The 25,026-nt window shown below is 68.5% G+C and carries 20 protein-coding genes and 1 pseudogene; 13 read left to right on the top strand and 8 right to left on the bottom strand.

Annotation, left to right across the window (positions count from 1 at the left end; genetic code table 11):
- The 4 genes and pseudogenes from ABIC51_RS08515 to ABIC51_RS08500 form a co-directional block, all read right to left on the bottom strand.
- Window positions 1-209 (bottom strand): annotated as a pseudogene (locus tag ABIC51_RS08515) (IS256 family transposase); the annotation flags it as partial.
- 30 nt (window positions 210-239) lie between these two features.
- Window positions 240-1,235, bottom strand: a complete 996-nt coding sequence (locus ABIC51_RS08510) for a hypothetical protein (RefSeq protein ID WP_226128922.1) — start codon at window positions 1,233-1,235, stop codon at window positions 240-242.
- 55 nt (window positions 1,236-1,290) lie between these two features.
- Window positions 1,291-2,013, bottom strand: a complete 723-nt coding sequence (locus ABIC51_RS08505) for a haloacid dehalogenase type II (protein ID WP_027791234.1) — start codon at window positions 2,011-2,013, stop codon at window positions 1,291-1,293.
- Window positions 2,014-2,217: 204 nt separating this feature from the next.
- Window positions 2,218-2,856 (bottom strand): hydrolase, encoded by a 639-nt coding sequence (locus ABIC51_RS08500; RefSeq protein ID WP_146252662.1) that lies wholly within the window; start codon window positions 2,854-2,856, stop codon window positions 2,218-2,220.
- 199 nt (window positions 2,857-3,055) lie between these two features.
- Here ABIC51_RS08500 and ABIC51_RS08495 point away from each other — a divergent pair, with 199 nt between their 5' ends.
- Entirely contained in the window at window positions 3,056-3,949 is an 894-nt protein-coding gene (locus ABIC51_RS08495) for a LysR substrate-binding domain-containing protein (RefSeq protein ID WP_175853753.1), read from the top strand.
- 495 nt (window positions 3,950-4,444) lie between these two features.
- Window positions 4,445-6,694 (top strand): putative bifunctional diguanylate cyclase/phosphodiesterase, encoded by a 2,250-nt coding sequence (locus tag ABIC51_RS08490; protein WP_027791237.1) that lies wholly within the window; start codon window positions 4,445-4,447, stop codon window positions 6,692-6,694.
- A gap of 27 nt (window positions 6,695-6,721) precedes the next feature.
- Here the strand turns inward: ABIC51_RS08490 and ABIC51_RS08485 are convergent, their stop codons facing one another.
- A complete protein-coding gene (locus tag ABIC51_RS08485; protein WP_175861103.1) occupies window positions 6,722-7,789 on the bottom strand; it encodes a response regulator in 1,068 nt (355 codons plus the stop codon).
- A gap of 56 nt (window positions 7,790-7,845) precedes the next feature.
- On the bottom strand, window positions 7,846-8,850 hold the full coding sequence (locus ABIC51_RS08480) for a chemotaxis response regulator protein-glutamate methylesterase (protein ID WP_027791239.1): 1,005 nt from the start codon (window positions 8,848-8,850) through the stop codon (window positions 7,846-7,848).
- 347 nt (window positions 8,851-9,197) lie between these two features.
- On the opposite strand from ABIC51_RS08480, the gene ABIC51_RS08475 reads away from it, so the two are divergent.
- On the top strand, window positions 9,198-9,626 hold the full coding sequence (locus tag ABIC51_RS08475) for a hypothetical protein (protein ID WP_175861101.1): 429 nt from the start codon (window positions 9,198-9,200) through the stop codon (window positions 9,624-9,626).
- A gap of 57 nt (window positions 9,627-9,683) precedes the next feature.
- Here the strand turns inward: ABIC51_RS08475 and ABIC51_RS08470 are convergent, their stop codons facing one another.
- Entirely contained in the window at window positions 9,684-9,908 is a 225-nt protein-coding gene (locus ABIC51_RS08470) for a hypothetical protein (protein WP_027791241.1), read from the bottom strand.
- Window positions 9,909-10,246: 338 nt separating this feature from the next.
- Here ABIC51_RS08470 and ABIC51_RS08465 point away from each other — a divergent pair, with 338 nt between their 5' ends.
- From ABIC51_RS08465 to ABIC51_RS08450, 4 genes are all read left to right on the top strand, one after another.
- A complete protein-coding gene (locus tag ABIC51_RS08465; RefSeq protein WP_027791242.1) occupies window positions 10,247-10,936 on the top strand; it encodes a DUF969 domain-containing protein in 690 nt (229 codons plus the stop codon).
- Window positions 10,933-11,883 (top strand): DUF979 domain-containing protein, encoded by a 951-nt coding sequence (locus ABIC51_RS08460; RefSeq protein ID WP_027791243.1) that lies wholly within the window; start codon window positions 10,933-10,935, stop codon window positions 11,881-11,883. Before ABIC51_RS08465 ends, ABIC51_RS08460 begins: the two co-directional genes overlap by 4 nt.
- A 19-nt stretch (window positions 11,884-11,902) precedes the next feature.
- Complete coding sequence (locus ABIC51_RS08455; RefSeq protein WP_027791244.1) at window positions 11,903-12,925, top strand: DUF2891 domain-containing protein; 1,023 nt, start codon at window positions 11,903-11,905, stop codon at window positions 12,923-12,925.
- A 115-nt stretch (window positions 12,926-13,040) separates the two neighbouring features.
- Complete coding sequence (locus ABIC51_RS08450; RefSeq protein WP_027791245.1) at window positions 13,041-13,364, top strand: hypothetical protein; 324 nt, start codon at window positions 13,041-13,043, stop codon at window positions 13,362-13,364.
- Window positions 13,365-13,467: 103 nt separating this feature from the next.
- Here ABIC51_RS08450 and ABIC51_RS08445 read toward each other — a convergent pair whose 3' ends face one another.
- Window positions 13,468-14,292: an IclR family transcriptional regulator gene (locus tag ABIC51_RS08445; RefSeq protein ID WP_027791246.1), complete on the bottom strand. Its 825-nt coding sequence runs from the start codon at window positions 14,290-14,292 to the stop codon at window positions 13,468-13,470.
- Window positions 14,293-14,481: 189 nt separating this feature from the next.
- On the opposite strand from ABIC51_RS08445, the gene ABIC51_RS08440 reads away from it, so the two are divergent.
- From ABIC51_RS08440 to ABIC51_RS08415, 6 genes are all read left to right on the top strand, one after another.
- Window positions 14,482-16,137: a GMC family oxidoreductase gene (locus ABIC51_RS08440; protein WP_060357631.1), complete on the top strand. Its 1,656-nt coding sequence runs from the start codon at window positions 14,482-14,484 to the stop codon at window positions 16,135-16,137.
- 128 nt (window positions 16,138-16,265) lie between these two features.
- Entirely contained in the window at window positions 16,266-17,570 is a 1,305-nt protein-coding gene (locus ABIC51_RS08435; RefSeq protein ID WP_027791248.1) for an MFS transporter, read from the top strand.
- Window positions 17,571-18,058: 488 nt separating this feature from the next.
- Window positions 18,059-19,474, top strand: a complete 1,416-nt coding sequence (locus tag ABIC51_RS08430) for an NAD(P)/FAD-dependent oxidoreductase (RefSeq protein WP_021157628.1) — start codon at window positions 18,059-18,061, stop codon at window positions 19,472-19,474.
- Between the two features lie 189 nt (window positions 19,475-19,663).
- Window positions 19,664-21,088, top strand: coding sequence for an amino acid permease (locus ABIC51_RS08425; RefSeq protein ID WP_060373048.1), 1,425 nt, complete (start codon window positions 19,664-19,666; stop codon window positions 21,086-21,088).
- A 223-nt stretch (window positions 21,089-21,311) separates the two neighbouring features.
- Window positions 21,312-24,248 (top strand): molybdopterin oxidoreductase family protein, encoded by a 2,937-nt coding sequence (locus tag ABIC51_RS08420; RefSeq protein WP_226128919.1) that lies wholly within the window; start codon window positions 21,312-21,314, stop codon window positions 24,246-24,248.
- Between the two features lie 16 nt (window positions 24,249-24,264).
- Window positions 24,265-25,011: a 4Fe-4S dicluster domain-containing protein gene (locus ABIC51_RS08415; protein WP_226128917.1), complete on the top strand. Its 747-nt coding sequence runs from the start codon at window positions 24,265-24,267 to the stop codon at window positions 25,009-25,011.
- Window positions 25,012-25,026: the final 15 nt, after the last annotated feature.

The raw sequence follows: 25,026 nt of genomic DNA, 5'->3' as shown, positions 1-25,026 counted from the left end.
GGCTTGGCTTCACCCTTCTCGTAACCGAGATGATGGGTCAGTTCGCCGCCCAGCGCACGCTCGAAGATCGCCTTCTTGAGCGCGGCCAGTTGCTCATTGATCGTCGCCCGGTCCAGCGTCCCGGGCACCAGTTGCTTGATCAATTCCGGGTCCAGGTTCAAGCCCTTGCCCGGTTCAATCGTCATTTCTTCCTTGCGTTTGCGTGGCATAAAGTGGCTCCTTGGTCGCCAGTTTATGCCTCACACACAAAAGATCGGATAGGCTCCCGTGTCGCGCACCTGGCCGTTGCGTTCGGCCTCGGTGCGCGTAGCCAGGAAATCGACCGTGCACAGATCCGGGCGGCCCAGCGCCTTCAGGATGCCCGACGTGCGCCACGCCGGCAGCCAGTCGGCCCACGACAACCGCACGCCCAAGAGCAGCGCGAGCATGACGCCGATCGCGGCCGGCCCGCCGAGCAGCATGGCCAGGTCGGCACCCAGGTCGGAAAAGCCGTCGTCGCCGGTCCAGAGCAGCAGGATCATCATCGGGATGACAAAGCAGTTCATGCCGATGAACATCCATTTCCACGCCAGCCAGATGTCGTGCGTCAGGCCGGCCAGCCCCGTGTCGCTGCACGTGTGATCCATGACCGTGCGGCGCCGGTCCGGCGACGACAGCGCAAACAGGCGGCCACGGCGATCGACCACGGCAACCACGTCGTCGCCGACGTCGAAGCACTGCCCGCCGAGGAACCCGCGGTACGACTCGCCGCCGATTTCGATTTCCACCGGTAGCTTCGCGAACAGGATCCTGCCGTTCTTCCCCACGGTCACGAACGCGTTTGCCGACGCGAAGGTCCTGGTTTCGCGCAGGTTCGCGTACGACCACGTCGCCGGATGCTCGACCTTGTCGGCCGCGGCGTTCAGCTCGGCCAGGACGAGATCCTCGTCGGCTTGCTGAAACACCAGGGCATTGGCCGCGGCCCCGTTGCCGGTGAGTGCCGCGAGGATCGGCACCAGGGTGTGCGTGAACCAGTAGCCGAGCGATTTCTTGCGGGCTTCGGGGTCGACGGGCGGCACCTGACGGCTTCCGGCGCCACCTTGGTCGGGGCGCTCGAGAAAGCGCATCGCGGTCAGTTTGCCTTCGACAAGACGCAGGGGTGACGACATCAGGGCAGGCCGCTGCAATGGGACAAGGTTTGCGGAGTCTACCAGTCGTCTGTCGGCGCGTTTGTCCTGCTTGACGCGCCGCTCCACCGGCCCCGCATCGTGGCCGCCAGCGCCACGCTCGCGCACCCTGACCCGGAGGCCTTCAACCCGGGCAGCCCAGCCGGTCCGCGAGTTCGTTCAGGTCCTTGACGTCGAAGTCCCACTGATCAACGGCTCGCAGGTCGGTCGTCTGGCCGGGCCCGTGTTCGGTCGGCCGCAGCACGAACGCGGTCGACAGCCCCTGCCGGCGTGCGGCCGCGAGATCGCCGTTGTGCGCGGCGACCAGGCACAGCTCGGCCGGCTCGATACCGAGAATCTCGACGGTATCGCTGTACACCTGCGGCGACGGCTTGTACGCGCGCACGACTTCCGCGCCGAGGATCGCATCCCACGGCAGCCCCGCGCGTTTCGCGACGTCGACCATCAGCCGGATGTTGCCGTTCGACAGCGGCGCGATGATGTAGCGTCGCTTCAGCCGCTGCAGCGCCGCGACGGCGTCGGGCCACGGGTCGAGGCTGTGCCACGCGAGGTTGAGTGCGTCGATGTCGGCGTCGGGCACGTCGACGATTCCGTAGCGGTCGAGCGTGCGCACGAGGTTCTCGCGATGCAGGACGTCGAGCCGCACGTAGCGGCGGCGCCCGCTGCGGATTTCTTCCATCGACGGCGAATATTCGGCCCGCCACGTATCGGCGAATTCGAACGGGTCGAGTGCGGGTGCGTGGCGATCGAGGAACGCGGCGGCGCCGCGTGCGACGCCGCTTCTCCAGTCGACGATCGTTCCGAATACATCGAAAACGAGCGCCTTGATTTCGGCAGGGTTCGTCATGGTGATCCTGTGAAGGTCAATCGATGAGGGTACACATCGCCGTGCCGCGCGCGATGCGCGGCGCCGGAGCCATCGACATTGAATCACGGATACGAAAACGCGGCCTGCCGGCCGCGATGCAGTCCGGCCGCGCCGGAACGGAGAAGCAGGGCAACGGCGCGCGCCGACGGCCGGACACGCCGGCCGCCGCGCGTGCCGTGCCGGTCAGCTCTTGTCGTAAGAGAACTGGATGCCCGCGGTGCCGCCGGTTTCGATGAACAGGTTGATGAATGCCGGCACGGTGGCGCTGCGCGCCCAGTCGCGCTGCAGTTCGCAGAACAGCTGCGCGACGCTGATCATCTGGCCGCCGGCCTGTTCGATGCGGCGCAGCGCGGCTTCGTGCGCGGCGACCGACGTGCCGCCGACCGCATCGACGACCACGTACACCTCATAACCGGCCTTCAGCGCGTCGAGCGCCGGGAACGTCAGGCACGCTTCGGTCCACAGCGCGGTCATGATCAGTTTCTTGCGGCCGGTCGCTTCGACGGCCTTGCGGAATTCGATGTCCTCCCACGAGTTGATGCTGGTGCGGTCGTAGGTCGGATAACCTTCGAGCGCCGCGCGCAGTTGCGGGATCGGCGGCTTGTTCAGGCCCGTCTTCACGTTCACGGTCGAGTGGACGATCGGCAGGTTGTACGCGACGGCCGCCTTCGACGCGCCGACGATGTTGTTGATCAGCAGCTGGCGATCCATCGACGCGATGGAGTTCACCTGGACCGGCTGGTAATCGATGACGATGAACGCCGCGTTCTGCGGGGTGAGCAGGTGGTCGTTCGCGGGGTCGCGAACCGGTTCGCTTGCCATGGTTGTCTCCAGTGACGGTGCGGGAAGTGAGGGGGTAAATCCAGGTCCAGTGAACCGTCGGGTCCGGCGAAGAAGCCGGTCGAGAAAATTCCCGGCTGCCGCGACACGCTCGATCCACGCTGAAACACGATGCTAGGCGTGCAACAACCGGCGTTCCAGTCTCTTAAAATGCCGTCAGTGTTCTATGGGTGGAACAATCATGGATGACCTGAACGACCTCTACTATTTCGTGAAGGTGGTCGAACACGGCGGGTTCACGCAGGCCGGGCGCGCGCTGGACGTGCCGAAATCGACACTGAGCCGGCGCATCGCCGCGCTGGAAGCGAAGTACGACGTGCGGCTGCTGCAGCGTACGACGCGTCATTTCACCGTCACGGAAACCGGACGCGAATTCCATGAGCGCTGCCTCGCGGTGCTGGTCGAGGCCGACGCCGCGCGCGAGGTGATCGAGCGCCGGCACGCGGAGCCGCGCGGCGTCGTCCGCGTCAGTTGCCCGACCGCGCTGCTCGAATATCGCGTGAGCGAACTGGTCGCGCGCTTCATGGCGATTCATCCGCAGGTGCAGGTGCATCTCGAGGCGACGAACCGCCGCGTCGACCTGCTGAGCGAAGGGTTCGACCTCGCGCTGCGGGTGCGCTTCCCGCCGCTGGAGGACAGCGATCTCGTGATGCGCGTGCTCGCCGACAGCCCGCAGCGGCTGGTGGCCGCGCCGCACTGGCTGGACGGGCGCGCGCCGCTGTCGGACCCGGCCGCGCTGGCCGGCGCGCCGAGTCTCGACTGGGGGCCGGCGCGGCATCACGTGTGGCAGCTGGTCGGGCCGAACGGCGAGCATGCGCAGTTGCGCCATCATCCGCGCTTCGTCACGGACGACATGCACGCGTTGCGCGATGCGGCGATTCACGGCGTCGGCATCGTGCAGCTGCCGTGCATGGTCGTCGAGGACGATCTGCGCGACGGCACGCTGGTCGACGTGCTGCCCGGCTGGGCGCCGAAGGGCGGCCTGGTGCACGCGGTGTTTCCGTCGCGGCGCGGGCTGCTGCCGCGCGTGCGGCTGCTGATCGATTTCCTGGCCGAACACATCCGGAAGGATTGACGCTTGCACAGGCGCCGCGCTGCAAGCCTGGCCGGCGCGTGTGCGGGCCCGATGCCCGATGCATCGGCGCCGGGCGCGGCGCCCGGAGCGTGGCGGTCGCGGCTGCCACCAACGCATCGAAGGCGATCACGCGCACGGATCCCCGCGCGGACGATCGAACGCGAACGGAGCCGGGGCGCCGCCGCAATCTGACGAATGGCTTTCGAACGCGGCCCGCATGGCGCACGGCCTTGCCCGGAGCGGTCGCGCCGCGCGCAGGTCTTCCGGCGGACTGACTGCCGGCCGGACATGCCACATCGACCGCGTGTAACCCCTGATGCGCATGGACGCCCGGGTTGCCACGGATTGGTGTTAAATGTATTTCGGCGCGCGTTGGCACCGCGTGCAATACGGGGCGCACCGGGCATCGGCGTATACCCGGAGCGAAAAACGGCACGAAGGATCGAAAACGAATCGGGCGCATCAGACCCGATCGGACAGACGGCAGGATTCATCTTGAATACCGAACCGCAAAGTTCTCGTTACAGTCTCGGGCTCGCGGCGGAAGTGCTCGCGTCCGAGCAAAGCGTGCTGAGGCTGATCACGCGCAACACACCGCTGCCGGAGCTGCTCGTCGAAGTCTGCCGGCGCGCCGAGGCTTTGCTCGGCGACGGTGCGTCGTGCACGATCCTGCTGCTCGATATCGACGGCGTGCACGTGCACGTCGGCGCGGCGCCGTCGCTGCCCCGACAGTACAGCGCGGCGATCGAAGGCGCGACGATCGGGCCGGTGGCCGGCTCGTGCGGCACGGCGATGTACCTGCGCCGGATGGTCGTCGTCGAAGATATCGAAACCGATCCCCTGTGGGCCGACTATCGTGCGGTTGCGCTGCCGCTGGGCCTGCGCGCGTGCTGGTCGGTGCCGTTCCTCGACGACGCGGGCGCCGTGCTGGGCGCGTTCGCCGTCTATCACCGCATGCCGCGCCGGCCGAGCGACGAGGAAACCGAACTGCTGCGCGACATCGGCAACAGCGTCGGCCTCGCGGTGCACCAGGACCGGATCGCGCGACAGCTCGCGCGCAGCGAGGAACATCACAGGCTCGTGGTGAACAGCCTGAACGAAGGGATCCTCGTCGTGTCGCGCGATGGCGTCGTGGTCGCGAGCAACCCGAGTGCGAACCGGATGATGCGCGTGAAGGGCGACCTCGTCGGCCGCAGGCTGTCGACGGTGATCCTGCGCAAGCTGCGCGAGGACGGCACGCCGATCGCGCCCGACGACTGGCCGAGCCGGCGCGCGCTCGAAACGGCCACGCCGATGCTCGACTACACGGTCGGTTTCGGCCTGGCGGACGGCGACACCATCTGGGTGCGCGGCAACGCGGTGCCGATCGTGAGGCCGGGCGAAACGCAGGCCGACTCGGTGCTCGTTTCATTCAACGACATCGGCCCCGTGCGCGAAGCGCAGCAGCAGCTGCGCTACCTGGCGACGCGCGATGCGCTGACGGGCCTCTACAACCGCCGCTGGCTCGGCGACCGCATGCGCGAGCTGTTCGGCGGCCACGATGCGGCGGGCGGGCCCGCGCGCGTCGCGATCCTGTTCATCGATCTCGTCGGCTTCAAGAAGGTCAACGACACGGCCGGCCACGACGCGGGCGACGCGCTGCTGCGCAGCGTCGCGGCGCGGCTCGCGGCGTGCGGAGGCGGGCAGCATGCGCTCACGCGCGTCGGCGGCGACGAGTTCGTGATCCTCGTCGACGACTGCGACGATCCCGACAAGCTCGCGGTGCTCGCGCGCGAGGTGATCGACGCGATCGCGAAGCCGTTCGCGATCGCGAACAACGAATACTGGCTCGGCGTGTCGATCGGGATCAGCGTCGCGCCGCGCGACGGCGACGATGCCGTCACGTTGATGCGCAACGCCGATTCGGCGATGTACGATGCGAAGCAGCGCGGCCGCAACCACTTCACGTTCTTCACCGCGCAGCTCAACCTGCGGCTGCAGCGCCGCTTCGCGATCGAGCAGTCGCTGCGGCGCGCGCTCGCGTCGGACATGCTGCGGCTCGCGTATCAGCCCGTCGTCGACGCGCGCAGCGGCCGCACCGTCGGCGCCGAGGCGCTGCTGCGCTGGACGAGCCCCGAGCTCGGGCCGATGTCGCCGGCGGAGTTCATTCCGGTCGCGGAAGATACGGGGCAGATCGTCGCGATCGGCCAGTGGGTGCTGGAAACCGCGTGCCGGCAGGCGGCCGAATGGCGCCGCACGATCGCGCCCGACCTGGTGCTGGCCGTCAACCTGTCGCCGCGGCAGTTCCACGAAGGCCTCGTCGAGTCGGTCGGTCGCTGCCTCGCGCAGACGCGGCTCGATCCGTCCGCGCTCGAGCTCGAGATTACAGAAGGACTGCTGATGAACGACACGGACACCGTGCTGCCGATGCTCGAGGCGCTCACGGACATGAACGTGCGCATCTCGGTCGACGATTTCGGCACCGGCTATTCGTCGCTCGCGTACCTGAAGCGCTTTCCGCTGCACAACCTGAAGGTCGACCGCTCGTTCGTGTCGGGCGTGCCCGATCATCACGATTCGGTGGCGATCACGCAGGCCGTCGTCGCGATGGCGCATTCGCTCGGGATGAAGGTCACGGCCGAAGGGGTCGAGACGCAGGCGCAGTCGTGGTTCCTGCAGCAGATCGGCTGCGACATGCAGCAGGGCTACCTGTTCAGCCGCCCGCTGGACCCGAGCGACTACGCGCGCCGGCTCGGCGCCGCGTGAGCGGGGTGCCGAGCCGGCGTTCGGCGTTCAGTCGGTGCGTGGCGCACCGAAGCCGCCGGGGACGGGCGGTGTCGGCGTCGCGTCGATCTCGACGCGGTTCTTGCCCTCGTGCTTCGCGCGATAGAGCGCGCGGTCGGCCGCTTCGATCAGCACGGTCGTCGGCAGGCCGGGCGTCGGCACGATGGTCGCGCCGCCGATGCTGATCGTCACGGTGTCGCCCGTCGACGAATGCGCATGCTGGAGCCGCAGCGCCTCGACCGCGAGGCGGATCTTTTCGCCGAGCAGCCGCGCGGCACCCGGCGACGTGGCCGGCATCACGACCGCGAATTCCTCGCCGCCGAAACGCGCGGCGAGATCCCCCGACTGGCCGAGACAGCGCTCGATGGTCGACGCGATCTGCTTGAGCACGCTGTCGCCCGACACGTGGCCGTACGTGTCGTTGTACAGCTTGAAATTGTCGACGTCGATCATCAGCAGCGACAGCTCGCTGCGCTCGCGCGTGCCGCGCCGCCATTCGGCGGCGAGGTATTCGTCGAGATAGCGCCGGTTCGACAGCCCGGTGAGGCCGTCCGAATGCGTGAGGCGCCGCAGCTCGAGATTGGCTTCGAGCAACTGCTGCTGCGATTGCCGCAGCGCGCGATAGGCCTCGTCGCGCTGCAGCAGGTTCATGTACGAGCGCGAGTGGTAGCGCACGCGCGCGACGAGCTCGATGCGGTCGGGCAGCTTCACGAGGTAGTCGTTCGCGCCGGCCGCGAAGGCGGCGCTCTTGATCACGGGCTCTTCCTGCGTCGACAGCACGATGATCGGCACGTCGCGCGTCGCCGGATTCGTCCGGTACGCCTTCACGAGGCTCAGACCGTCGGTGCCGGGCATCACGAGGTCCTGCAGGATCACGGTCGGCCGCGTCTCGATCGCGGTGGCCATCGCGTCGTCCGAACGCGGGCAATAGTGGAAATCGATGCCTTCCTCGTCGACGAGCGCGCGCCGTACGGCTTCCGCGACGATCGTCTGGTCGTCGACCAGCAGCACCATCGCCGGCACGTCGGCGGGCGGCACGTAGGGGCCGCCTGGCGGGTGAGTCGGGTCAATGCTCATGGCCGATGCGGGTTGTTGCGAGGGCAGGCATGGGTGTTGCAAGTGTTCATCGGGCTTCAGATCCGTGCGAGCGCCGCCAGCTCGCCCGCGATGCGTCCGAGCGGCAGGATCGCGCGCGCCGCGCCGAGCGTCGCGGCCGCCTTCGGCATGCCGTAGACGGCGCTCGTCGCCTCGTCCTGCGCGATCGTATGGTAGCCCTTCATCCGCAGCGCCTTCAGGCCGATCGCGCCGTCGCGGCCCATCCCCGTGAGCAGCACGCCGATCACGCGGCCGGGCCAGTGCTCGGTCAGGCTGTTGAAGAATACGTCGACCGACGGGCGATACGGCGTGGCGGCCGGCTCGCGCGTGTATTCGAGCGTGCCGGCGCGCGTGATGCGCAGGTGGTCGTCGGTCGCGGCGAGCAGCGCGACGCCCGGCTGCGGGCGGTCGCCTTCGCGCGCGACGCGCACGGCGAGCGACGTCTGGCCGTCGAGCCATTGCGCCATGCCTTCGGCGAACGCGCGGTCGACGTGCTGCACGATCACGATCGGTGCGTTGAAATCGGCCGGCAGGCCGCCGAGGACCGACGCGAGCGCGCCGGGGCCGCCGGCCGATGCGCCGATCGCGATCAGCGGTCCGCCGCCGGTGCGCGGGGGCGTGCCGGCGAGGCGCGAGCCGCCGGGCGCGTCGAGCAGGCGGCCGATCTGGTCGATCTTCGCGAGCAGCAGCCGGGTCGTGTCGCCGGCCGAGCCGTCGCCGAGCCGCGGCGTATCGACCGCGTCGAGCGCGCCGGCGCCCATCGCCTCGAACACGCGCCACGCATTCGCGCCGATGCAGCTCGTCACGATCAGGATCGCGCACGGTCGTTCGGATCGCATGATCCGCCGCGTCGCTTCGATCCCGTCGAATTTCGGCATGATCAGGTCCATCAGCACGACGTCGGGCGGCTGCGTGGCGCATAGTTCGACGGCTTGCGCGCCGTCGGTCGCGACCCACAGCACGCGGTGCTCGGGCCGTCGCGCGATCGCGCGGCGCATCGCCTCGACGGCAAGCGGGAGGTCGTTGACGATGCCGATGTTCACAAGCGGAATTCTCCGGTCGGTTCGTGATGCTGGAGGTGGGCCGGGTTCATGGAAGGAGGGGGCCTGTTCGGCGCCGCCGGACGGCATCGGCGGCCGGACGGCACGGCATTCTTTTCGGTTGGCGACGCCCCGAATGCTGTCATGCGGCGCGGGCGGCGGCAATCGAAAAATTTGCGCATTGCGCCGATTCAGTGCGTTTCCTCTATGACTGTGCGGTGTTTGCGGCGGGCGGCGGAGCCGGGCCGGCCCGCGCGTGCGTGCATGGCCGCGCGGTTTCGGCACGGCAGGCCGCGGAAGCCGGCATGTTACCGTGGCGGCTTCGAAGAAAAAGACGGGGAGAATTCAGGATGGCCGTGCCCGACACCGTACTCGTCAGCCGCGCCCCGTGGGCGCCGATCGTCACCGAGCATGACGGCCGGTTGCTGTACCGGATCTACATCGAGAGCGGACATGCGTCGTTCCACCGCGATTTCCCGGTCGAACCCGACGCGGTGCGCGTGCTGCGCGACGACGCCGAGCGCTACTACTTCCTGTTCGCGGCGCTTCACCATCCATACCAGCTGAGCGCGACGAACCTGTCCGACGCGGAACGCGAACGCTACTTCAGCACGATCCTGTTTGCCGGCCGCGACGAAGTCGAAGCCTTCATGACGGCGCTCGACCGCGCCAGCAACGGCGCGGTCGCGAACCTGCTGAGGATCTTCACGCAGGCCGACTACCGGCAACTGCGCGCGGGCCGGTGGTTCGACAGGGGCGCCGGCACACCGGCCGCGTAGCGCCCGCGCAGGCTCGTTTTCCGCTTCGACGGGCGCCGGAGGAAACCGGCCGCGCCGTCAATGGCTGCGCGCGTACCCCTGGATCAGCGCGCGCATCATGCCTTCGACCGTCGCGTCGAGCAGGTCGTCTTCCTGCTCGGCTTCCTCGACGAGCGCGGCATACGCGGTCGCGAGCGTCACGCGATCGACCTCATGGCGTTGCTCCATCAGCGTCACCATCCCGTCCTTCGCCAGATGAGCGGAGAACGCGCGGCTGCCGATGGTCTGGAATACGTCAATCATGGCGGCTCTCCCGTCCGTTGCCGATGCTTTCCAGTTTAGTCGGCGCACCGGGGCTCCGCCACGCGCGGCGGCCCGTCGCACGCCGCCCTCCGGGGCGGCAACGCGCGTGCCGCGACCGGTGCGTCCGCGCCGGCCGGCCAGCCACCGATTCCTCGGATGAAACGTCGCCGACACATGGTTCGGGCACGGTGTCCGCACACTTCAACGTTTACCCGAAGCAGCAAATTGTCGACTTTTTATCGATAAAGTCTCGTGCTAGATTGCGCCGTCAGAGCCCGGTCCAAACCGGGCAGGCGGCGCGTTGCCAAGGCGCCGCGCGTCCGATACAAGGAGGAGCAATGCTGGTGCTGATTGGGGTGCCGATCGTCGTGATCGGTTTTGCGCTGCGCTTCAATGCGCTGCTGGTGGTCACGATCGCGGGGCTCGCGACGGGGCTGGCGGGCGGGCTGAATCTCGTCGACATCGTCAGCGCGTTCGGCAAGGCGTTCACCGAAAACCGCTACATGGGGCTCATCTGGCTGACGCTGCCGGTGATCGCGCTGCTCGAGCGCAATGGGCTCAAGGAACAGGCGAAGCGGATGATCTCGCGTGTGCAGGCGGCCACCACCGGCCGCGTGCTGATGCTGTACTTCGTGCTGCGCCAGGCGACGGCCGCGCTCGGCCTCACGTCGCTCGGCGGCCATGCGCAGATGGTGCGTCCGCTGATCGCGCCGATGGCCGAGGCTGCCGCGGTCAACCGGCACGGCGAGCTGCCCGAAGCGGTGCGCCAGCAGATCCGCGCGCATGCGTCGGGCGTCGACAACGTCGCCGTGTTCTTCGGCGAGGACATCTTCATCGCGATCCAGTCGATCCTGCTGATCAAGGGCTTTCTCGAACAGAACGGGATTTCCATCGAACCGCTGCACCTGTCGGTGTGGGCGATCCCGACCGCGATCGCCGCGCTGCTGATCCACTGCACGCGCCTCGCGCTGCTCGACCGCCGGCTCACGCGCGGCTTCGGCCTGGTCGGGCGGGAGGGCGCGCGATGATCGGCCTCGAATCGCTGTACACGCTCGCGGGGCTGATGTTCGCCGCGTTCGCGTGCTTCAACCTGACGGACCGCACGAACCCGCGCCGCATCGTCAATTTCGCGTTCTGGGCGATCTACGCGGTCACGTTCCTGTTCGGCGCGCTGCTGCCGCACTTCGTGACGGGCTGCCTCGCGATCGCGCTCGCGGTACTCGCCGGCTCGGGCAAGCTCGGGCGCGGCAAGTCCGACGAAGCCGGGGAAGCCGCGGCCGTGCGCCGCGAGACGCTCGCGCAGCGTTTCGGCAACCGGCTGTTCCTGCCCGCGCTGCTGATTCCGGTCGTCACGCTGATCGGGACGTTCGCGCTGAAGGGCGTGCCGTTCGTCGACCAGAAGAGCGTGACGCTGATCTCGCTCGTGCTCGGCACGCTCGTCGCGTTCGCCGTCGCGCTCGCGATGCTGCGCGATTCGCCGGTGCATGCGGTGAGGGAGGCACGCCATACGATGGATGCGGTCGGCTGGGCCGCGATCCTGCCGCAGATGCTCGCGGCGCTCGGCGCGTTGTTCGCGGTCGCGGGTGTCGGCGGGGTGGTGTCGGGGCTCGTGAAGGAGTGGGTGCCGATCGATTCGCCGTTCGCGGTGGTCGCGGCCTACACGGTCGGCATGGCGCTGTTCACGATGATCATGGGCAACGGCTTCGCCGCGTTCCCCGTGATGACGGCCGGCATCGGCCTGCCGCTGATCGTCCACCAGTTCCACGGCAACCCGGCGATCGTCGGCGCGATCGGGATGCTAAGCGGCTTCTGCGGTACGCTGATGACGCCGATGGCCGCGAACTTCAACATCGTGCCGGCGGCGCTGCTCGAACTGAAGGACAAGAACGGCGTGATCAAGGCGCAGTGGCCGACCGCCGTGCTGCTGCTCGCCGTGAACACGTTGCTGATGTATGCGTTCGTATTCCGCTTCTGACTCGATGGACGAGATCCTCATGACCGACCGACTCACCCCCGAACTCGCGTCGAAGTTCGCGTCGCTCGCGCTCGCGCACCTGACCCGCGAATATCCGAACAAGCTCACGCATTCGCTCGCCGGCCCGCAAGACGTGCAAGGGCCGCGCGCGCTGCACCCGATCTTCTACGGCAGCTACGACTGGCACTCGTGCGTGCACGGCTACTGGCTCGTGCTGCGCGTGCTCGAACGCTACCCGGCATTGCCGGAGGCCGAACGCATCGTCGCGATCGTCGATGCGCACTTCACCGATGCGAACGTCGCCGGTGAGCGGGCGTACCTCGCGCTGCCGCACAACAGCGGCTTCGAGCGGCCCTACGGCTGGGCGTGGCTGCTCGCGCTCGCCGCGCAGCTCGAGCGGCTCGCGCTGAGAGGCGCGCTGCCGCAGGCCGCGCGCTGGGCGAAGACGATGGCACCGCTCACCGACCTGTTCGTGTCGCGCTTCGAGACCTTCCTGCCGAAAGCGACCTATCCGCTGCGCGTCGGCACGCACTTCAACACCGCGTTCGCGCTGGCGCTCACGCTCGACTTCGCGCGCGACACGCAGCGCGACGGGCTCGCGGCGCTGATCGTCGATACCGCGAAGCGCTGGCACCTGAACGACGTCGCGTGCCAGGCGTGGGAGCCGTCGGGCGACGAATTCCTGTCGCCGGCGCTGATGGAGGCCGAGCTGATGCGGCGCGTGCTGCCGGCCGCCGAATTCGACGGCTGGTTCGCGCGCTTCCTGCCCGATCTCGCGCGCGGCGAGCCGGCGACGCTGTTCGAGCCGGCGACGGTCAGCGATCGCAGCGACGGCAAGATCGCCCACCTCGACGGGCTGAACCTGAGCCGCGCGTGGTGCCAGCGCGCGCTCGCCGGCGCGCTGCCGGAAGGCGACGCGCGGCGCGCGAAGCTGCTCGATGCGGCCGGCCGGCACCTCGCGAGCGCGCTCGCGCACGTGGCCGGCGACTACATGGGCGAGCACTGGCTCGCGACGTTCGCGTTGCTCGCGCTGGAGGCGTAGCGCGCGAAACCCCACGGGCGGCAAGGTCATCGATGCGCGGCTATACTCGCCGCTCGGGCCGCCTCGTGCCATCCATGTTGCGCGAGGCGGCCATCCCTCCGTTCGCCGCCTCGCCATGGACAAGCTCATTTCCTACGTCGCCGCGATCCACGGGCTCGCGGGCCCGGTGTCGATCGTGTCGCATGTCACGTCGCACGACCGCTGGACCGACGACGACGTCGAGGTCACCCGCGACGAAACCGAATACCGCTTCGACAACGGCGCGATCGTGCGCCGCTCGGTCGAGCAGGATCGCGCGCCGTCGGACCTGCTGTGCGCCGAGTGCTGGATCGACTACGACGTGCTTCGCCATCCCGATGCGCAGCCGATCGGCCCGACGCGGATGACGTTCGACAACGCGTGCCGCGAAACCTTCTGGCTGCGTTATCACCTCGCTTGAACGCTTGAACGCTTGACCGCTTGACCGCTTGACCGCTTGACCGCGTGACCGCGTGACCGAGTGACCGAGTGACCGAGTGACCGAGTGACCACGCACAGCCGCTTCAACCCGCCGGTGCGCCATCGGCCGCCTGCAGCAGCGGGGCGAGCCGCGTCGCCGCGTCGCGCATTTTCGGCACGTTCTCCAGCAGATCGTTGAGCGTCGCGCGCGCGGTCGGCGCATGCACGGCGAGCGCCGCGAGCACGCGGCCGCTCGCGGCATCCTTCACCGGCACCGCGACGGCCACCATCCCGCGCACGAATTCCTCGTTGTCGATGCCGACGCCGCGCGCGGCGAGCCGGTCGAGCTCGGCCGCGAGCAGTTGCGCATCGGTCAGCGTCCGGTAGGTCATCTTCTTCAGCGTGAGCCGCGCGAGCATCGCGTTGCGCTCCAGCGCATTCATCTGCGACAGGAACAGCTTGCCGCTCGCCGTGCAGTGCAGCGGCACGCGCATGCCGGGCCGCATCTCGAGCCGCAGCGGCTCGGTCGTCTCGACACGTTCGACGTACAGCACCGTGTCGCCGTCGAGCGCGGTGAGGTTGCAGGTTTCGCCGAGCACGTCGACGAGCGCGCGCAGCACCGAGCGGCAGCCGCGCGTGAAGGTGTTGTTCGACAGCGCCGCGAGCGCGAACTGCGCGGCGCGCGGGCCGAGCGCGATGCCGCGGTCGTGGCCGCGCGAGTCGGGCATGTGGATCACGTAGCCGCGCGCCTCCAGCGACTCGATCAGCCGCAGCAGCGTCGCCTTCGGGATATGCAGCCGCGCGGCGAGCTGCGACAGCGTGTACGGCTGGCCGGCCGACGCGAGCGCTTCGAGCACGGCGAGGGCGCGCAGCACGCGCGCGTCGTCGGCGGGCGCGCCATCGGGCAGCGCGGGGGCAGGTTCGCGCATGTGTCTCCTCCGTCGGGATCGGCGTGCGTCCCGGGATGGTGTGTGTGCGATGGAAATGAAACGAATTGAACGGTTTTTGTACCACATTCGCCGCGTGGACAATAAATCGGCTTGTACGTGCTCCGTGCGCTCAATAAATTTGGACGAAACATACCGGATTTTTTCAAAACCCCGGAACGGAGACACGGAATGACACGCAGCTTCGACTATGTCGTGGTCGGCGCGGGATCGGCCGGTTGCGTCCTCGCCAACCGGCTGTCCGACGGCGGCCGCCATACGGTGTGCCTGCTGGAAGCCGGCCCCGCCGACAGCTATATGTGGATCCACGTGCCGATCGGCTACGGCAAGACGATGTTCCACCCCGTGTACAACTGGGGCTTCCACACCGATCCCGATCCGAACATGCACAACCGCCGCCTGTACTGGCCGCGCGGCCGCACGCTCGGCGGCTGCAGCTCGATCAACGGGCTGATCTACGTGCGCGGGCAGCAGCAGGACTACGATCACTGGGCCGCGCTCGGCAATCGCGGCTGGAGCTGGCGCGAATGCCTGCCGTATTTCCGCAAGCTCGAACACAACACGCTCGGCGAAGGGCCGACGCGCGGCACCGGCGGCCCGTTGTGGGCTTCCGCGATCCGGCAGCGGCACGAACTCGTCGATGCGTTCGTCGCCGCGTCGAACCGGCTCGGCGTGCGCACCGTCGACGATTTCAACACGGGCGACCAGGAGGGCGTGGGCTACTACCAGCTCACCACGCGCAACGGGCTGCGCTGCTCGACGGCGGTGGCCTACCTGAAACCCGCGCGCGGGCGGCCGAACCTGCATGTCGAAACCGATGCGCAGGCGCTGAAGGTGCTGTTCGACGGCACGCAGGCGTCCGGCGTGCGGTACGTGCAGCACGGCAAGGTTCACGACGTGCGTGCGCTGCGCGAGGTGATCCTCGCGGCCGGCGCGCTGCAGTCGCCGCAACTGCTGCAGGTGTCGGGCGTCGGGCCGGCCGCGCTGCTGGGGCGGCACGGGATTCCGGTCGTCGCCGATCGGGCGGGCGTCGGCGAGAACCTGCAGGATCATCTGCAGATTCGTCTGATCTATGAAGTGACGAAGCCGATCACGACCAACGACGAACTGCATTCGTGGGTCGGCCGCGCGAAGATGGGGCTGCAATGGGCGCTGTTCCGCGGCGGCCCGCTCGCGATCGGCATCAACCAGGGCGGGATGTTCTGCCGTGCGCTGCCGGACGAATCGGCGACGCCCGACATCCAGTTCCATTTCTCGACGCTGTCGGCGGATTCGGCGGGCGGCAGCGTGCATCCGTTTCCCGGCTGCACGTATTCGATCTGCCAGCTGCGGCCCGAATCGCGCGGCACCGTGCGAATCCGCACCGACGATGCGCGCGACGCGCCGTCGATCCAGCCGAACTATCTCGACACCGAGCGCGACCGCCGCACGACGGTGGCCGGCGTGCGCTTCGCGCGACGCGTCGCGGCCACCGAGCCGATGGCGCCGCTGATGAAGCGCGAGGTGCGGCCGGGCGCGGACGCGCAGACGGACGACGAGCTGCTCGAGTTCTGCCGGGAATACGGGCAGACGATCTTTCATCCGTCCGGTACGGCGAAAATGGGCGTCGCGAGCGATCCGCTCGCGGTCGTCGACGAGCGGCTGCGCGTGTACGGCACGCGCGGGCTGCGCGTGGTCGACTGCTCGATCATGCCGACCCTCGTATCGGGCAATACCAACGTGCCGATCGTGATGGTCGCCGAGAAGGCGTCCGACATGATCCTCGACGACGCGCGCGCCGCCGATCGCGGCCGCAGCGTCGCGCCGGCCGCCGAGGCCGTCGCGTAGGGGCTCGCCACGCATCTCCCCGCGTGGCCCGTGCGCCTGCGCCCGGACGGCCGCCGCGCGTTCATCGATGCCCCCGCCGGTACGGCGTCGGGGCAGGTTGCGGCGCATCCTTACCTGGAGAAGCTCGCATGGCAATCGAATCCCGGGTCGTCCGACGCGTGGCCGCGGCCAGCGTGATCGGCGCGACCGTCGAGTGGTACGACTTTTTCCTGTACGGCGTGGTCGCCGGCATCGTGTTCGACAAGCAGTACTTTCCGGCGGGCGACCCGTTCGTGTCGACGATGCTCGCGTATGCGACGTTCGCGGTCGGCTTCGTCACGCGGCCGCTCGGCGGCTTGCTGTTCGGCCATCTCGGCGACCGCGTCGGGCGCAAGTCCGCGCTGATCCTGACGATGCTGATCATGGGCGTGTCGACGGCCGGCGTCGCGTTCCTGCCGACCTACGCGCAGATCGGCATGTGGGCGCCGGTGCTGCTGCTGACGCTGCGCGTGCTGCAGGGCATCGGCCTCGGCGGCGAGTGGGGCGGCGCGGTGCTGATGGCGTACGAATATGCGCCGCCGCACCGGCGCGGGCTGTACGCGAGCCTGCCGCAGATCGGGCTCGCGATCGGGCTGTGCCTCGCGGCCGGCGTGGTCGCGGCGCTGTCGCGCGTGCTGCCGGACGCCGCGTTCCTCGCATGGGGCTGGCGCGTGGCGTTCGCGGCGTCGCTGCTGCTCGTCGCGGTCGGCTTCTACATCCGCACGCGGGTGGCCGATACGCCCGAATTCGTCGCGCTCAAGCGCCAGCGGCGCGATACGAAGCTGCCGGTGGTCGAACTGCTCGCCAACTACCGGCAGGCGATCCTGCTCGGGATGGGCGCGCGCTATATCGACGGCGTGTTCTTCAACGTGTTCGCGGTGTTCTCGATCGGCTACATGACGCGCAACCTGTCGATCTCGCGCGGCGACGCGCTGCTCGGCGTGATGAGCGCGGCGGTCGTGATGTGCGGGTTCATCCCCGTGTTCGGCAGCCTGTCCGACCGGCTCGGCCGCGCGCGGGTGTACCGGTGGGGCGCGACGCTGTGCGGGCTGTCGGTGCTGCCCGCGTTCTGGCTGCTGCAGACGCAATCGTCGAACCTGCTCGCCGTATGGCTCGCGCTGGTGATCCCGTTCGGGATCTTCTACGCGATGGCGTACGGGCCCGAGGCCGCGCTGTTCGCGGAGCTGTTCGACGCGAACGTGCGGTACACGGGCATTTCGTTCGTCTACCAGGTGTCGGGCATCTTCGCGAGCGGCCTGACGCCGATCGTCGCGACCGCGTTGCTGCGCGTGAACGGCGGTGCGCCGTGGCTCGTCGGGGTGTACGTGATGTTGTCTGCACTCCTGTCGATCGTGTCCGCGCGGGCGATCGAGAAGCGCGGCAGCGTGGCCGAGGTCGCGGTGCGCGCGATGTGACGGCGGGAGGGGCGGAGGGAGCGGGCGGGGCGCGGGGCCGTTTCGACGGGGCGGTTGGCGGTCGTCGATCATCAGTCGGCGGCGCCCGTGTCCGCGCCGCTGATCGTTGTCGCCAACCGCTCGTCCGCTGCTGCCCGCCGTTCGGGCTCCCGATTGTCCGGGGGCGAGCCCGCGCCGCGACTGCCGCCGCCCGCCCGCGGTCGCCTGCCATTCCCCGCCGTTCGGCACCCTCGCACGCTGGTCCAAGCGAATCCGGCCCACTGGCCCTACCTGCCAAAAAACGGCCTGCCTACACTTTCCTCGACAGATCGCCGCATTGAAGCATCTGCACACGATCGACCCGAAGAGAACGATCAGGAGACAGGCATGACCAACAGGCAGTCGGCAGCATTCGCCCGCCCGGCGAGCGTACGCCCCGCATCAGTCAGTCGAATCGCCTCGCGCGCCCGTTGCGGCGCGGCAGGCAAGCCCGCATCGGAGGTCTGACCATGTCGACCCCTTCCATCGAACGCACCGCGAGCGGTTTTGCCGGCGGCCGGTCGAACGATACGCGTTACGACCCGACCTACGATCCGCTCGTGTCGCCGGGGCCAGGTTGCGGCAAGCAGTACGCGCCGACCTACTGGGTCGCGACGGCCGGCAACCCGCCGCCCGACGACGGCCCCGTCACGCGCGATCTCGACGTCGACGTCGCGATCATCGGCGCCGGCTACACGGGCCTCGCGACCGCGCTGTGCCTCGCGCGGGACCATGGCATCAAGGCCGTCGTGCTCGAGGCCAACCGCACCAGCTGGGGCTGCAGCAGCCGCAACGGCGGGCAGGGGCAGAACGCATCGGGACGGCTGTCGCGCTCGCAGTGGATCGAGCGCTGGGGCAAGGACGTCGCGCTGAAGATGCACGACGAGATCCTCGAAGGCTTCGAACACTTCAAGTCGCTGGTGTCGGAAATCGACTGCGATCCGCAGCCGGGCGGCCATTTCCTGATCGCGCACCGTCCGCGCATCATGGCGAAGCTCGCGGCCGAGGCGAAGGTGTGGAAGGACGTGTTCGGCTACCCGTCCGAACTGCTGAGCGCGGAAACCTTCCGCCGTGAATTCATCAACGACCACGAGGCGGCCGGCGCGCTGCACGAGCCGGAAGGCATCGGCATCCATGCGCTGAAGCTCGCGTTCGGCTACCTGCGCCTCGCGCGCGCAGCCGGCGCGAAGGTGCATACGAGCAGCCCGGTGCTCGGCTTCGAGACGATCGACGGCGTGCACCATCTGCGCACGCCCGGCGGCGTCGTGCGTGCCCGGGCGGTCGGCATCGCGACCGGTGCGTACACGGCGCAGACGCTGCATCCGTCGCTGCGCAGCAAGGTGATGCCGATCCTGTCGAATTCGATGGTCACGCGCCCGCTCACCGACGCGGAAATCGACGCGTGCAATTTCCGCACGACGCAGGTGCTGACCGATACGCGTACGCTGCGCTTCTACTACCGTTTCCTGCCCGATCGCCGTCTGCAGATCGGCAGCCGCAGCGCGATCACCGGCGACGATGCGCCGAACCCGCGCCATGTCGAATTGCTGAAGGAAGGGATGGCGCGCAAGTTTCCCGCGCTGCGCGGCGTGCAGATCGATTATTCGTGGTGGGGCTGGGTCGACGTGAGCCACGACATGATGCCGCGCGTGTGCCAGCCCGATCCGCGCCAGTCGGTGTACTACGCGCTCGGCTACGGCGGCAACGGCGTGTCGTATTCGCAGCAGGCCGGCCGCCGATTGGCCGAGCAGATCGCGGGGAAGGGCGCACGCCAGACGCTGCCGATCTTCACGTCGCCGCTGCCCGGCCACCCGTTCGCGCCGTTCCGGCGCATCGGGCAGCGGATGCTCTACCTGTCGTACTTCAGGAACGACGAAAAGCCCTGAAAAAGCCCTGAAGGCAGTGCACATCGCCCGGCGTGATGCAACGCGCGCCGGGCCGTCCAACACAAGAAAAGCAACGGAAATCCGTGCGGCCGGGGCTGCAGGCGCCCCTGCACGCGCCGTCGCCGGCGGCGCCCGCGTTCACCCGACGGTGGCGCGGGCGGCGTCCGGACAACTGGATATGGAGAAGACATGCAACCCTCGATGAACCAGAGTGACCTGAAGTGTGGGCTCAAGCAGCGCCACATGACGATGATCGCGCTTGGCGGCGTGATCGGTGCCGGGCTGTTCGTCGGCAGCGGCGTGGTGATTCAGCAGACCGGGCCGGCCGCGATTCTGTCGTTCCTGATCACGGGCGGGCTGGTCGTGCTCGTGATGCGGATGCTCGGCGAGATGGCCTGCGCGATGCCGGCCGTCGGCTCGTTCTACGAATACGCGCGCCTCGCGTTCGGCAACTGGCGCGGGCCCGGCAAGATGGCGGGTTTCCTCACCGGCTGGATGTACTGGTATTTCTGGGTGATCGTCGTCGCGCTCGAAGCGGTCGCCGGCGCCAAGCTGATCCAGTTCTGGCTGCCTGACACACCGGCGTGGCTCATCAGCCTCGCGCTGCTGGTCGTGCTGACGCTCACGAACCTGATCTCGGTCGGCAGCTACGGCGAGTTCGAGTTCTGGTTCTCGTCGATCAAGGTCGGCGCGATCATCGTGTTCCTGTTCCTCGGCGGCCTCTACGTGCTCGGCCTGTGGCCCGCGTCGATGCACACGACTTCCGTGCTGCCGACGCTGCTCGGCCACGGCGGTTTCATGCCACTCGGCATCGGGCCGGTGATGAGCGGGGCGGTCGCGGCCACCGGCTTCTACTTCGGCGCCGAGATCGTCACGATCGCGGCGGCCGAGGCCAAGGAGCCCGCGAAAGCCGTCGCGAAGGCCACCAATTCGGTGATCACCCGCGTGCTGGTGTTCTACGTCGGCTCGGTCGCGCTCGTCGTCGCGCTGGTGCCGTGGAATTCGCATCAGATGGCCACGCCGTACGTCAGCGCGCTCGAAGTGATGGGCCTGCCGGCCGCCGCCAACGTGATGAACGCGATCGTGCTGACGGCCGTGCTGTCCGCGCTCAACTCGGGCCTCTATGCGGCGTCGCGGATGCTGTTTGCACTGACCCGCCACGGCGATGCGCCGGCCGCACTCGCGAAGGTCAACAAGCGCGGCGTGCCGGTGCGCGCGATCCTGCTCGGCACGGTGTTCGGCTACGTGTCGGTCGTGATGTCGTACGTGTCGCCCGATACCGTGTTCGCGTTCCTCGTCAATTCGTACGGCACCGTCGCGCTGTTCGTGTACGTGCTGATCGCGTTCTCGCAACTGCGCCTGCGCAAGCGTCTCGACCCGGTGGCCGCGAGCAAGCTGCGCGTCAGGATGTGGGCGTACCCGTACCTCACCTGGGTCGCGATCGTCGGCATGGTCGGCATCCTCGTCGCGATGGCGTTCATCCCGGACCAGCGCAAGCCGCTGTGGCTCGGCGTCGCAAGCCTCGCCGTGCTGGTCGTCGCTTACGGGCTCACGCGCCGCAGCCGCCGCGAGCATCTCGACGACAGCGAACTGCTCGCGTATCCGCCGCGGTAATGCCCGGTAACGCATGACGTCGAAGGCCCGGCACGCAAGCCGGGTCTTTGCGCATGCGGCGCCGGCGGCGGCCCGATGGATCGCGCGGCCAACTATCGGGCCGCGCGATAGAACCGATCGGAGGATGCGACTTTATGTCGGCGGCCGGCGCGACTAGCATGGACGAATCGATTCACGGGCGTGCCCCGCGGGGGGCGCCCTCATCCGCGAACGAGGACAGACGATGGAACATCGGGCACGCGAGCGCGACGAGCAGGCCGATATCAAGACGACGACGTGCTACATGTGCGCGTGCCGCTGCGGCATTCGCGTGCACCTGCGCGACGGCGAGGTGCGTTACATCGACGGCAATCCGGAGCATCCGCTGAACCAGGGCGTCATCTGCGCGAAAGGTTCGTCGGGGATCATGAAGCAGTATTCGCCCGCGCGGCTCACGCAGCCGCTGATGCGCAAGCCGGGCGCCGAGCGCGGCGACGCGCAGTTCGAGCCGGTGTCGTGGGACGTCGCGTTCGACGTGCTCGAAAAGCGCCTCGCGCACCTGCGCGCGACCGACCCGAAGCGGTTCGCGCTGTTCACCGGCCGCGACCAGATGCAGGCGCTCACCGGCCTGTTCGCGAAACAGTTCGGTACGCCGAACTATGCGGCGCATGGCGGGTTCTGTTCGGCGAACATGGCGGCCGGGATGATCTACACGATCGGCGGCTCGTTCTGGGAATTCGGCGGGCCCGATCTCGACCACGCAAAGCTGTTCTTCATGATCGGCACCGCGGAAGACCACCATTCGAATCCGCTGAAGATCGCGCTCGGCAAGTTCAAGCGCGCGGGCGGCCGCTTCATCGCGATCAATCCGGTGCGCACCGGCTACGCGGCGATCGCCGACGAATGGATTCCGATTCGCCCCGGCACCGACGGCGCGCTGTTCATGGCGCTGATGCACGAGCTGATCGCGCGCGACGCGTTCGACCTCGAATTCGTGTCGCGCTTCACGAACGCGGCCGAGCTGGTCGACCAGCGCGAAGGCGCCGACACGTTCGGCCTGTTCGTGCGTGACGCCGGCGCGCCGGAAGTCAACGCGCTGTATCCGCAGAACCGGATGTGGTGGGACACGAAGACGAACCGCGCGGTGCTGCATCACACGGAAGGCGCCGAACCGGCGCTCGACGGCCGCTACACGCTCGGCGACGGCACGCCCGTCGCGCCGTCGTTCACGCTGCTGCGCGAACAGGTGGCCGGTTGCACGCCCGAGTGGGCGGCCGACATCACCGGCATCGCGGCCGACACGATCCGCCGCCTCGCACGCGAGATGGAGACGGTCGCGCGCGAGCATGCGATCGAGCTGCCGGTGCGCTGGACCGACTCGTGGGGCAAGGAACATGCGACGGTGAAGGGCGTGCCGATCGCGTTCCATGCGATGCGCGGGCTCGCCGCCCATTCGAACGGCTTCCAGACGATCCGCGCGCTCGCGGTGCTGATGTCGCTGCTCGGCACGATCGACCGGCCGGGCGGCTTCCGGCACAAGGCGCCGTATCCGCGCGCGGTGCCGCCGTCGGCGAAACCGCCGAACGATCCCGGCCAGATCAGGCCGAACACGCCGCTTGCGACCGGCCCGCTCGGCTGGCCCGCCGGCCCCGAGGACCTGTTCGTGCATCCGGACGGCACGCCCGCGCGGCTGGACAAGGCGTTCTCCTGGGAATACCCGCTCGCGGTGCACGGGCTCATGCATTCGGTGATCACCAATGCGTGGCGCGGCGATCCCTATCCGATCGATACGCTGCTGATCTTCATGGCCAACATGGCGTGGAATTCGTCGATGAACACGACGGAAGTGCGCAAGATGCTGGTCGACAAGCGCGACGACGGCGAATACCGGATCCCGTTCCTCGTCGTGTGCGATGCGTTCGCGTCGGAGATGACGGCGTTCGCCGACCTGATCCTGCCCGACACCACCTACCTCGAACGGCATGACGTGATGTCGGTGCTCGACCGGCCGATCTCCGAATTCGACGGCCCGGTCGACTCGGTGCGCGTGCCCGTCGTGCCGCCGACCGGCGAGTGCAAGCCGTTCCAGGAAGTGCTGATCGAGCTCGCGAGCCGGCTGAAGTTTCCGGCCTTCACGACGGCGGACGGGCAGCGCAAGTACCGCGACTATCCGGATTTCGTCGTCAACTTCCAGACCGCACCCGATTCGGGCACCGGCTTCCTGATCGGCTGGCGTGGCAAGGACGGCGACAAGGCCGTCGTCGGCGAGCCGAACCCCGACCAGTGGAAGCGTTATGCGGAGAACAACTGCGTGTACCACCACCGGTTGCCGGAGCCGCTGCAGTACATGCGCAACTGCAACGGCCCCTACATGCAGTGGGCGGTCGACAACGGGATGCGCAAGTTCGGCGTGCCGATCGTGATCCAGCTCTACTCGGACGTGATGCAGAAATTCCGGCTCGCCGCGCAGGGGCGCACGTCGGGCCGCCAGCCGCCTGACCATCTGCGCGAACGCATCGCGCGTTATTTCGATCCGCTGCCGTTCTGGCACCGGTCGCTCGAAAGCGGGTTGACCGACACGGGCCGCTATCCGCTCGCGGCGATCACGCAGCGGCCGATGGCGATGTACCACTCGTGGGATTCGCAGAACGCGTGGCTGCGACAGATCCACGGCGAGAACCATCTGTTCGTGAACCCCGTGACGGCCGCCGCGCAGCAGATCGACGACGGCGCGTGGATCTACGTCGAATCGCCGTGGGGCAAGGTGCGTTGCCGCGCACGCTACAGCGAGGCCGTGGAGCCCGGCACCGTGTGGACGTGGAACGCGATCGGCAAGGCGGCCGGCGCGTGGAACCTCGGGCCGCAGGCGGGCGAGTCGCAGCGCGGTTTCCTGCTGAACCACGTCATTACCGACGAACTGCCGGATGCGGCGCGTGACGGCGCGCGGATGTCGAACTCCGATCCGATCACCGGGCAGGCCGGCTGGTACGACGTGCAGGTGCGGATCTATCCGGCCGAAGCCGATGCGGCGACCACGCTGCCGCAGTTCGCGCCGATGCCGGCGCTGCCCGGCACGCCGCGCGTGCTGCAGCGCGTGCAGGCGTATTTCGCGGGCACCGGCGCATTCGCCGCGCGGCTGCGGCGCGCGACTTCCGCCGGCCCGAAACCTGACGACCGTTGATCGAAGGAGCACGACCATGACCCAGATGGCCCTCGTCATCGACCTGAACGTGTGCGTCGGCTGCCATGCCTGCGTGACGAGCTGCAAGGAATGGAACACGTCGGGCGAAGCCGGCAGTCTCGCCGATCTGCGCCCGTACGACGACGATCCGTCCGGCACCTTCTTCAACCGCGTGCAGACGTACGAAGCGGGCGTGTTCCCGATGACCGACACGATCCATTTCCCGAAGTCGTGCCTGCATTGCGAGGATCCGCCGTGCGTGCCCGTCTGTCCGACCGGCGCGAGCTACAAGCGCAAGTCGGACGGGATCGTGCTGGTCGACTACGACAAGTGCATCGGCTGCAAGTACTGCGCGTGGGCGTGCCCGTACGGCGCGCGCGAACTCGACGAAGGCCGCAAGGAGATGACGAAGTGCACGTTGTGCGCGGACCGCATCGACAACGACGCACTGCCCGAACGCGACCGGAAACCCGCGTGCGTGCTCGCATGCCCGACGTCGGCGCGGCTGTTCGGCGACGTGCACGATCCGGAGTCGGACGTGTCGCGCGCGATCCGCGAACGCGGCGGTTATGCGTTGATGCCCGAATGGGGCACGCGGCCGTCGAACCATTACCTGCCGCGCGTGAAGACCGAAGCATCGTGCGCATGCGGCAGCGGCGGCACATGCGGCAGCGGGTCGACCGGCCGCGACGGGAGCGACTCGTTCGAAGCCCGCGCGGCGCGTGGCGACGTCGATCTCGTGTCGCTCGCGACGCAGCGCTGAGCCCCGCGCTTTTCA

This window comes from Burkholderia sp. 572, assembly GCF_040545135.1.
Classification (GTDB): Bacteria; Pseudomonadota; Gammaproteobacteria; order Burkholderiales; family Burkholderiaceae; genus Burkholderia; species Burkholderia cepacia.
The sequence above is the reverse complement of the archived record's forward strand: the minus strand, read 5'-3'. Positions and strand labels throughout refer to the sequence as shown.